Annotated in this window: 6 protein-coding genes; 1 reads left to right on the forward strand and 5 read right to left on the reverse strand. The window is 30.4% G+C overall.

Going from position 1 to position 11,957, the window contains the following annotated elements; all coding sequences use genetic code 11:
- Positions 1-19: 19 nt before the first annotated feature.
- From B0A58_RS05565 to B0A58_RS05590, 5 genes are all read right to left on the reverse strand, one after another.
- Entirely contained in the window at positions 20-712 is a 693-nt protein-coding gene (locus B0A58_RS05565; RefSeq protein ID WP_089080211.1) for a superoxide dismutase, read from the reverse strand.
- Positions 713-741: 29 nt separating this feature from the next.
- A complete protein-coding gene (locus tag B0A58_RS05570; RefSeq protein ID WP_089080239.1) occupies positions 742-1,434 on the reverse strand; it encodes a superoxide dismutase in 693 nt (230 codons plus the stop codon).
- A 303-nt stretch (positions 1,435-1,737) separates the two neighbouring features.
- Entirely contained in the window at positions 1,738-6,144 is a 4,407-nt protein-coding gene (locus B0A58_RS05575; RefSeq protein WP_089080212.1) for a glycosyl hydrolase family 18 protein, read from the reverse strand.
- A 311-nt stretch (positions 6,145-6,455) separates the two neighbouring features.
- Positions 6,456-6,824, reverse strand: coding sequence for a cytochrome c family protein (locus tag B0A58_RS05585; RefSeq protein ID WP_133063074.1), 369 nt, complete (start codon positions 6,822-6,824; stop codon positions 6,456-6,458).
- A gap of 37 nt (positions 6,825-6,861) precedes the next feature.
- Positions 6,862-9,624, reverse strand: coding sequence for a beta strand repeat-containing protein (locus tag B0A58_RS05590; RefSeq protein WP_133063075.1), 2,763 nt, complete (start codon positions 9,622-9,624; stop codon positions 6,862-6,864).
- Between the two features lie 1,352 nt (positions 9,625-10,976).
- Here B0A58_RS05590 and B0A58_RS05600 point away from each other — a divergent pair.
- Positions 10,977-11,891, forward strand: a complete 915-nt coding sequence (locus B0A58_RS05600) for a helix-turn-helix transcriptional regulator (RefSeq protein WP_089080217.1) — start codon at positions 10,977-10,979, stop codon at positions 11,889-11,891.
- Positions 11,892-11,957 lie beyond the last annotated feature (66 nt).

The raw sequence follows: 11,957 nt of genomic DNA on the forward strand, positions 1-11,957 counted from the left end.
TAAGTAACTCGATATTTTTTTACTTTTTAATTAATTGTTTTTTAATGGCTAATTCATATTTTTTGCTAACTTCGTTCCAATCTACTAAATTCCAAAAGGCAGCAATATATTCTGATTTTTTGTTTTGATATTTTAAATAATAAGCATGTTCCCACAAATCTATGGTCAATATTGGAATGCCTTTTGTTGTTGCATTATCCATCATTGGGTTGTCATTGTTAGAAGTTGAACAAATAGCTAATTTTCCGTTGGGTTTCAATACCAACCAAACCCATCCAGAACCTAATTTTGCGACAGATTCCTTTTGAAATTTAATTTTAAACGTATCAAAATTTATAAAATTTTTCTTTATATCATTTTCTAATTGTTCCGAAGGTGTACTGCCTTTTTTGGGTGTTAGAATAGACCAAAAAAACTCATGGTTATATACACCTCCAATATTATTTTTTACATTTTGTTTAACTTTAGAATAAGTACGTAAAATGTCTTCTTCTTTCAACACTTCAACGCCTGTATTTTGAGTAGCTGTATTTAAACTTTTTACATAACTTGTATAATGTTTTGAATAATGTAAATCCATAGTTTGATTGTCAAAAAAAGGCTCCAAAGCATTGGTTCCATAAGGCAATGGTTTGATTTCGAACCCCTTGAGTTGAGAAAATGCAACTTGAAAACAAGATAGTAGTAGGCTGTATGTAAATATATTTTTCATTTTTGCTTATTTTTATAAAAATTAAAAAATCAATATTTAAACTCTTCAGGTAAGTATTTTACCATTGCTTTTTGATACTTCTCACTCACTTCATACCAATCTATCACATTCCAAATAGCCTGTAAATAATCAGCTCTTTTGTTTTGATATTTCAAATAATAGGCATGTTCCCAAAGGTCGATAGCCAAAATGGGATGCCCTTTTTGAGGGGTGTTGTCCATCAATGGATTGTCTTGATTGGGTGTGGTAGAAATATCCAATTTACCCTCTTGATTGACAATCAACCAAGCCCATCCTGAACCAAAACGGGTGGTGGCAATTTTATTAAACTTGGATTTGAGCGAATCTATAGACTTGTATTTATCGGTAATGGCTTTTAGAAGCTCATTACTTGGTTTTGTATCTTTTTTTGGAGTAAGTATGGACCAAAAAAATTCATGATTGTAATGTCCGCCTGCATTGTTTCGAACCATATTGGTTTGCAAAGAAATTTGGCTTAACAAAGTTGCTAAGTCTAATTTTTCTGCAGCAGTACCTTTTATGGCTGCATTCAAATTTTTAATGTACGCTACATGATGCTTGCTATAATGAATTTCCATAGTAGTAGCATCAATAAAAGGTTCTAAATCTTGGAATGCAAAAGGTAATGGTTTTTGAGAAAACTGTGCTGCTACATTCATCACTAGAAAGAGCACACAAAAAAGCAAAGTAGATTTTTTCATTAAAAAATTATTTGAATCTAGTAATTGTTGATATTTAAACTTGTAAGATTGAAAATATTCCATATTTTAAATAATAAAATTTAAATTATAAATAAACATTTTATTTTAAAAACATAATATTTATTTACATTAAAAAAATAAATATTTATTATACAATGTCGCTTAGTTAAGACTTAATTGATTTTTCTTGCAACTTTGTCAAAATTCAAAACTTTAATGATGATATTGTTCCAATGATTATTGTTTTAAGTTTAACTAAACGACATTAAATAATTATATGTAAATTTATTTTATATAAAATAATTAATTAATAATAATTTTAGCACTTTGTGAAGAACCGTTATCTAAATCAATTTTTAAAATATAAATACCTTTAGAAAAAGTAACATCCGTGTTAGTTTTATTTAAATTTAGATTAGAAATCATTTTAACGGATCTTCCCATAATGTCAAAAATTTGAAAATTAACGATTTTATGTTTTGAAGAATCTAAGTATAACTTATCATTAGACAAATAAAATTTTACATTATTTTCAATATTATGGTTGTTAAATGCAGTATCCAAGGTTTGACATGACAATAAATTAAAATAATTACAATATGAATTTCCAAATTCATCAGCAACACTACAATTGTTTGTTGCATCCCAATTAATAGACCAAGTCATAACCCCTCTTAAATTTGGTAAAGTACCATTCTGTAAAGTATATGAACGGCCTGTATAATCAGTACCATTAATCATGTAATTTAAAGCTTTTATGGTTTCATTTGGATTAATATATCCACCAGCTGGTGCAGCTGCATTACAAGCTGGTATTCCTACTAATAATTTTGAAGCAGGTATCGATGGGAAATGAAAACCAGTATTACCAACATTAAATCCAGTAGCTAACATATCAGTCATAGATACTAAAAAATCAGGTGTTCCTTGACTATATGCAGTTCCATTTAATGCACTTACAGACCCAGTATTATACAATTGAACAGCTATTAGATCCAATTCGTCTTTTAAATTATATAAAACAGGAAGAAAAGCACCAGCAATTCCACTATAAGTAGAGTGTCCTACTTGTACATAAAATGTTTCAGGAGCACAAGTTAATATAAATTGATTACCATAAAACTGTTTTATTTCTTTAAATGCATCAACAACATTTTTTAATTTTGGATAACTAGAAATATTTGCGTATGAAAAATTAGACAAATTACCCGCTCCAAAATTCATTGAGCCACCTTCAAAGTCCAAGTCTAATCCATCAAAACCATACTGATCAATAATTGATTTAATACCATTTACAAAAGTTTGTTTTTGAGCTATTGTATTTAACTCTACATGCCCATTTTGCCCTCCAATCGAAACAATAACAGGTATTCCTTGTTCTTTTAAGATACTGATATCGTTTTTTAATTTAATAGGATCAAACACACCATTTGTAAGGTATTTTGTTGTTTCAATAGTTAATTGCGGCGTGTATCCATCTCCATTAACAGTTTCTATAAAAGAATAAACAACTAAATTAAATTTTTTATCTTTTATTTGATTAAAATATAAAAAAGGAGCACTGCTGTTATCCCAAGAATGAGCATATCCCATTATTATTTTTCCAGAAGGTAAAGGGGTAAAAGATGAATTGATTACATTAATATTTCCATTAAATATTGAACTAGCATTTGAATTATCAAGAGCTGTTACTACAAATGAATAGTTACCATATTGTGTTGGAGTAAATGTAAATGAATATTCATTATTACCTATAGATGTCATATTAACTTCTACTCCTTGATTAAGAGCTAATTTAACTGAAGTTATAGTTCCATCAGTATCAATGGCTTTAACTTTAATTAAAATAGGTTGAAATCCTGACGCCTGATTTATTGTTGAATTTGTTGGTGATATTAAAGTAATAGTAGGCGAAACATTAGGACAATTAGCACCTTGACAATTAAGTGTAACATTTATAGTTTGACTATAAGTCATTCCATTTGAGGCTACTACATTGGCAATAATTGGAAAAGTTGTACCAAACAAATTTAAATTAGGTGTGTAATTTATTGAATAATTATTCCCTATAACATTTGATAAATAATTTTGACCAGCTATTGTATATGTTACAGATGTAATAGTTGTACCGTCATTGATTAACATTGTTGCAGTTGAATTAATATCGAATGAACTTCCATTATTAATTGAAATTACATTATTGTTAATAGGATTTACAAAACTAAAATTTATTGCCTGTTGTTGTGTATTAAAATTAAATTGCGATGGTGTACTTGGTATTTGAGTACTACCATATTGTGTTGGGTAATAATTAGTATTATTATTTTCCCAAGTGTTTAGTTTTAAAGACGAAAATACAGTATATCCAATTAGAGATGAATTTTCAAATTTATAAAATCCAGTAACATCAGTGGTTGCGGCTAATTCAACATATGGAGCTATATTACTAGTCCATGGCAATACAAGCTTTACAATTGCATTTTGTATTGGTGTAGATCCATTTTTTACATATCCAGATATTAAAAAGTTATTTGCTATAAAATCCTGTTGTTTATTGCCGTCTAAATTATCAAATGTTTTATTTACTGGCGAAAAAACTAAATTTTGAAAACTTGGTGTAAGCGTATAATTAGAACCAGCTTCAAGATTCATAATATTATAATTCCCTGATATATCTGTAGTTAAATTATTTGAATAACCCAAATTGGATGTAATATTAATGGTAGCTCCAGAAATACCATTAGCACCATTTTTAACTATTCCATTAATATTATATACTAGAGGTGTGCCTATAATTAAAGTATTCAATAAATTACTTGATAAATTATTTATATGTGTTGGTTGAAATGTATAATTTGGCTTTACAGCGGTAAAGTAATAATCATAACCACTTAATAATGAATTAAATAAAAAGTTACCATCTTGCGAATTTTGAGTATCTAAAATATTTCCACTAACATCTTTAACTTGAATAGTACTATTTTGTATTAAAGTCCCTGAAGCCTTTTTAACAGATCCAGAAACAGAATTTATTTGACTACTTGTTTTAACATCATATGTTTTATTATTAATTAATTCTCCATTTAATATTGTAATTATTGATGGTAAAAAAAACATGCCCATTTTTGTGTAATTAATGGTATATGCAATAAAGGGGGAAATATTTGAAAACACAACTCGACCATCCGTATCGCTTACTAAAGATAATGTAGTACCATCACTAACTTTTGTTAATGTAACCGAAACACCCTGAAGTGGGATGTTTGAAATGTTACTAAATTTTATTGTTACACTTACAGGATTTGATGCAAACGTAGTATTAATCTGCTCTAACAATGGACTTGTTGTTCTTTCATCTTGAGATAACTCCCAAATCATCCCTCCAGCTAAATCTTTAGCTAATATAAATTTTACTTTTTCGTCAATTGATTGTTTATCTTCGAATGATATAAATTTATGCTCATTCTGATTATATAAATAAGGTACTTTACAAATATTATCCCAATATTTAGCCCACCCTAAATTTATAGCTTGAGTTTTAAGAGCACCGTTTGCTTCTAATAAATGATGTGGTACACTTCCTATATTACCTCCTAAATCACAATATTCTATCGCCCCCGTTTGTTCACATGTGTAAGTATCCCAAGTTCCTTTTGGACCTTGTAAATAATTAGAACACCCTAAAGGATATACTCTTGGTGCAGCTAAATACAAACCCGGAAGCGTTGGATTTGATGGATTTGCTGTAGATACACCTTCAAATATTTTTCCATAAAACGGTATTCCCATAATTAACTTTGAAGCGGGAATTCCAATATTGGTTAAATATATATTGGTTAAATTTTCTAATGATTGTACTTTACTTGAAACTGTATTATGCAATGGGTCATTCAAATTATTACTACCATACAAAGGAGCGTTATAACATGTCTTATCATTCCAATTACCCCCAAAGTCATACCCAAAAAATGTTAAATAATCAGTATAACTGGTTAAATCTTCAGTCATTCCAAAGAGAACTTTATTATTTGGACCAATATATTGATTTGCAACATCATTAACATTATTACCTAAAGCCGCTGTTATTAATTTTGAAGGCATTGCTTGTTTCATTGCTTTTAATAAATATACTAAATTTTTATTATCGTCAATTGTATGTGGTTGAGCAGGTCTTACAGTCCCCGCAACTTGTTCTATTCCATCTATTCCTCCAATCACAGGATATTCCCAATCAATATCAAATCCATCAATCCATGGATATTGTGTAATCATTTGAGACATACTATTTGCTAATGCAGTCCTAGCAATTGGAGATGCAGCAATAGCAGGGAAATCTTGAGAGGCTGTCCACCCTCCTAATGAAATTATTATTTTTAGATGTGGATATAATTCTTTAAGCTTCTTTAAATCTGCAAAATTTCCTTTATATGGAGCATCCCAAGCATGATTTCCTTCGTTGTGTTCAAAATCAGCATAAGTATCTAACGATTTTAATTTTGTCTGTTGGGGCAAAGAAGGATTATAATCTGTCCCGAAAAAAGCATAATGTAAATGCGTAATTTTATTTGCCTTTATATTCCAAACATTAAAATCTCTTCCGTATATAGCCCATTGGGCATAATATCCTACAACCTTTTTTGAATGTTGGGGCTGAGCAAATGTATTGAGAATACATAAAAATAATAAAATAAGTGATAGTTTTTTTTTCATAATTAATTGTTTAAATTTAAATAAATAGTTTATTCCGAAACAATTTGAAATTTTTAGAATAAATAAATTGCGCTTTCATTATAAAGAATACAATAAAAGTGCATTAAATATATTTATAAAAAATTTATGCCTTTTAATTTATCTTTAATTGTATATATCAACCCTGTCAAAGTTTTAAACTTTGACGAGGTTGAAGTGAGATTATTACAATATTATGAAAAACTAAACGACATTGGTATAATAATGATAATTAATACCATATTTATATTCATATTGCATAATATTTTTATCTCAGAAATTGAAAAAATCAGTTAATTAGCTGGATAACCTGCTTGATACCATGTAATTATAGCATTAACTTGGGCTTGTGTTAGGTTGCCATAATTGGCAGTAGCCATACCAGCTCCAAAAACACTTGTCTGGGTATATATTTTGCCAATATTGGCTTTGATACTGGTTTCGTAATTGGCAGGGTTATAATACCATTTATTTACTGCTACGCCACCTGCTCCATGACAGGCAACACATTTGTCCAAAATTGGTTTGATTGTAGTATTTGTAAATTCAGTAACTACAACAGGGGCTACTGGCGTTGTTGGAACAACTGCGGGAGTAGCATCGTCTTTTGAACATGATAACATCATGACAGCAAGACTCGTAAAAAAGATTTTATATTTCATATTGTTTTAAATAAAGAGTTTACAAAAAAAATTGCTATTAGTTTCTTAAATCTGGCCACCAAGCACCACCGTCACAAACAAATGTGATAAAATTAAATCGATTTGATTCGCCACTTATGGACAATGTAGTACCATTAAAAGACATCCCAGTAGGAAATGGAGAACCAGTTGACATAGCATTACTTAAACCATTTGTAAAAGTGATATTTGCACCACCCCCATATATATAAAATTTTAATTCTTTTCCAGCCCAAACACTAGCAGCGTTTGGCAAAGTAATACTAGCAGATTGATCTACAAAATAGATATCTTTTACGGTATTTAAATTTAAAGTACGCATATCTAAACTTGAATTAATAGCTAAACCAGCAGTAGATAAAACCAAAGTTTTAGAAACAACACCAAGGGTTCCGTCTTGTTTTGCCACTACCGTATGAGGGAAATTAACAGCATTGCTTCCATCTATTAAATTGCCCACTTGCATAGACCTATCGTCATTAAATTTCATAAAAAGAGGTGATGTACTTAAAAAACCAGCATTACTTACCCGACTTATAAATTCTAATACAGCACCATTGGCAGACTTTTTCACTTGAAATGTAGCATCTTGTTGAAAACCCGCTCCTGTATGTGAATTAAAAGTTATGGCTCCAAGTGAGTCTCCGTTTACAGCTGCAGTAGGGGCTGCTAGCGTTCCTCTACTTCTCAAGAAATTAAAAGCATTAAATTGACTACCAGTATTACTCGCATAAGTAGAATAAATATCTGAAAAATTTGTATCTTGACCTTGAAAGTGTATATCGCCCAAACGGGTTCTTAAAATTTCGGTTGCTGGCATGCTGCTAGCAGAAAAATCGCCTAATGCCATTTTTCCATTCAAATAAACAATTGAAGTATTATCAGTAGCTGTGTTTGATGTATTTTGTATATTAAAAGGATTGGATCTACTCCAAGTAGGCACTGTTCCAGCTCCAGCCGATGTTAGTACTTGGCCTGAAGTTCCCGCTGTATTATTTGGCATTAAAGCGCCAGAAAAACGGATATTGCCTGTAACGTGCAGTTTTTCTGTGGGAGCAGTATTATTGATACCCACATTTCCACCATCTAAAATCCTCATGTATTCATTTCCACGAATTTGCATCATAATATGCTCTGTCCCAACGGTTGCTCCCCCATCTGCATTGGCATTGATTACAAAATCGGCCCAGTTGGCCAACTTTGGCCCTTTTAATAAAAGACTGGCTGTGCTATCTCCTGCAATACTCAATCCGTTCCCAGTTCCTAAAGTAAGGGTTCTAAAATTTCCTGTTACTCCTGAAACAGTTGTTAAACCACCTGCTAAAGTACCGTCGGCGGTGTAAATATTGGTAGAAGCCGTTGGTGTAGTCCATGTTGGTACAGCTCCCGCACCAGCCGATGTCAATACCTGACCTGAAGTTCCCGCAGTATTATTTGGCATTAAAGCGCCAGAAAAACGAATATTACCTGTAACGTCCAGTTTTTCTGTTGGTGCTGAATTGGCAACACCCAAATTTCCAGATGTAGGATTGATTACAATATTTCCCGAGGTATTTTCTAAAGCAGTTAAACTACCCCCAGAAGTAACAGGTCTTACAATAAAGTTACTTCCACCATGTTCCAATTTTAACGATCGAGTAGTACCCGAAACGGTTGCCAATACAGAACCGACAACGTCTAATTCAACGCCTGGAGTAGCAGTTCCTATACCCACTCTGTTATTTACAGCATCAATATTTAAAGTAGTACCATCTACTGTAAAATGACTTGTTCCTGTTGTAGCTGTAGAATTAAAAGCTAAAGTATTGGTACCTTGTGTTACTATTCTGTTACCAGCCAATGTGCCATCGGCTGTATAAATATTAGAACTTACAGGTGTTGTCCATGTTGGTACTACTCCCGCTCCAGCCGATGTCAGTACTTGACCTGTGGTTCCTGCAGTATTATTTGGCATTAAAGCACCAGAAAATCTAACATTTCCTATAACGTCCAGTTTTTCTGTTGGTGCTGTATTGTCAATACCAACATTACCAGAACTTTTGATTACCATTCTTGATGCAAAGTTAGTAGCATTTCTTGTAAAGAATGATAAACCCGCATAATGATTAGTACCGTCTCTATCTATTCCAATAATAGAAGCACCTGTAGGATCTGTTGAAATGGTACTTGATACAAAATCGATTGAACCACTTTCAGTATTTGTCCCATTAGCATTACCTATTACAATGTTTCTTGCCGTACTCTGACCACAAGCAGGACCACAATTATTTATGATAAAAGAACCTAAATTGGTTGTTACTCCCGCAGATTGTGTTACAAATAATTTTGCCAAAGGTGTACTACTCCCAATACCAACTCTTGAATTAAGAGCATCTACAGAAAAAGTTGCCCCACCAACACTAAAACCATTAACCACACTTGATGTAAAAGCCAAAGTATTGGCACCTTGGGTTACTATTCTGTTACCAGCCAATGTGCCATCGTTTGTATAAATATTGGTATCTTTCAATTCTACCCAAATAGCACCGTTCCAAAACCAAATTGTATTGGTGTTGGTATCAAATACTTGCATGCCTTTTTCTAAAACGTCTGGTGTAACTAGCAATGTTGTACCTAATGTATTGCGTTCTGTTGTGGTTAATCTGGGCATCAAAATTCCTTTTGTTGTCGAACGAATGTCCAACATGGCATTATCGTTTGGAGCGGTTGTCCCTATTCCAACTTGTGAAAACATCGTAGCACTACCAGTTAGTAAGGCTAGACAAATTAATCTTTTTTTCATTTTTTTTGTAATTAATTATTAAGAAAATATTTTTTAATCAAACTTTAAAAATTCATAACTGTAGGCGGAGGTCTTGCAAAAAATGAATTTATTAAACTATTTAACTTACAAAATATTAAATAATACATAATAGAGTTTATCTTTTTTCTAGAAAGAATGAATGCCATTACCACGATAGTGGTAAGTAGGGTAAATGTGGGCTTTATTTTTATGAAGCTTGATTTATAAACATTATTAGGTATTGTGCCAATTCTAAAAGACCATTGAACCATTACATGTCGTGCTGGAATACTTGCAAATAGCAGGAATTTATTGATCAGGTTTTTCTTTATAGCCTTTGAAGTGTTATCTAAGCTTAATTTCGTTTTGGCTTTTAAAACGTGATGCTTTATGCTAATGACTTTGCTTTTTGGAATAAATGGCAACTGCTTTTAAATTCGTAGTAATTGTAGTGTTTTTAACAACATATACAACCCCACAAACCTCTTTATTAGCACTATACAACAATTCTTGCCCTATACAGGCATTGATACCCATTAGAGTAATAACAAAATAAAGAAATACTATTTTAAGAAAAGTTTTCAAAGTAAGTACAAGTTTTATATAAATGGCAATAAACTGAAATTATACTATCCATTTTTGTTCAATATTGATTTAAAATGGGGTTGTACCAGCACGGTCAAAATTATAGACTTCTTGTCCTTTTAAAATTTATTCAAACACACTATAAGTACATAGTGCATTATAAAACCTCAACAATAAATATAAAGTACAAAATAACAACACATTATAAAAATTAAAAACCAACACAATTCAAACTTGTACAATCAAAAAATGTAGGTAGTGTGTACTCCATGTGAAATATGTTTTAAAATAAATATGTTTTTGACTTTGTTTTTGACTTAAAAAATGCGACTTTTTGATGTTTTTAGCTTTCAAACTAATAAAATTGCTTCCGTTGATTATATATTTATATTTATATTTGTTTTTGCATCAAGAATTGATATGATTCTTGTTCATTCTACCTTTATCACTAGTATTATTTTTTTTATACAAAAACATATTCAATCTTTTTAAAAATAAATTAAAAACAATACCTTAAAAGATGCACAATATATACTAGGCAAATCAACATCAAACTATTTTATTTTATCTACTGATTATCAACAACTTAATATTACAAATTGTAAAAAATTGGCTTTCAAAGTAGTGAAATTAAAATGAGGTTGTATATAATATGTATGCCTATTTAACATATTGTGTATTTTATATGTAAATGATTTAGATATTTAAACACCTTTATTCTAATAATATAAAGTACATTTGCCACACCTCAACAAACAAACTATACAATGACATTTCACTTTTCTAAATTATTCGAGCAAAACATTTTAGCTTCAGATAAAGAAATTCAAAAAGCACATTTAATATTGATCAATAAATTTCTTATCTGCTTAAGTCTTTCATTATTTACTATTTTTGCAGTAAGTTTTAATCTCAATCCATATAATTACCCAATGTATATTGGCGATTTAACCCTATCATTTTTCTTTTTTATTCAAATATTTTTAAGATGGGTACTGATAAAATGGGCTAAAGTTGCTTCATTTATATTGGTAACCATTTTTGTGTCCTATAATGTTATCCGATTTGGCTACATTTATAACACTTCCTTATTTTTTATTCCCATTTTTACAAGCCTTCCCATTTTTTTTTCTGTTCAAAATGATAAAAATATCTATATTTTCATGATATTTTTTATCTTTTTAAATCTTTTAACATCAATTTATTTATCTAAATATTATGCAATTACTATAGATGTCGACTTTGGTTTTATGCTTTTTAGCTTATTGGCAATAATTACCGTTTTGTTTAGTTTGGGTTTTTTATATGAAAAAATCAACATCAATTTAAAATATACTTATAAAAATATCGAAAAGAAAATAACTAAATCTAAAATAATGGAAGAAAAGGATTATAAAAAATTAATTCATGCGGCACAAAACGATGAAGCTTTTTTTCAAATCCAATTTGAAAATTATTACCCCATATTGACGGAAAACCTCAATAATTTTTCCCCAAAATTATCTCCCAACGAAAAAAAGTTTTGTTTTTTGTTATTCATGAAATTTTCAACTAAAGAACTAGCAACAATATTAAATCTGTCTGTTCGCAGCACACAAACTAAGAAATACAATTTAAGAAAAAAACTCAACCTTGATGCAGAAGTAGAATTGTATGACTATATTCAAAACATGAATCAATAACAATATAATTATCGTTATTCATACCAAATACGCCTATAAAATAGTCTAATCTATTGGTTCTTTTTT

This window comes from Flavobacterium branchiophilum NBRC 15030 = ATCC 35035 (genome assembly GCF_002217205.1).
GTDB classification, from domain to species: Bacteria; Bacteroidota; Bacteroidia; order Flavobacteriales; family Flavobacteriaceae; genus Flavobacterium; species Flavobacterium branchiophilum.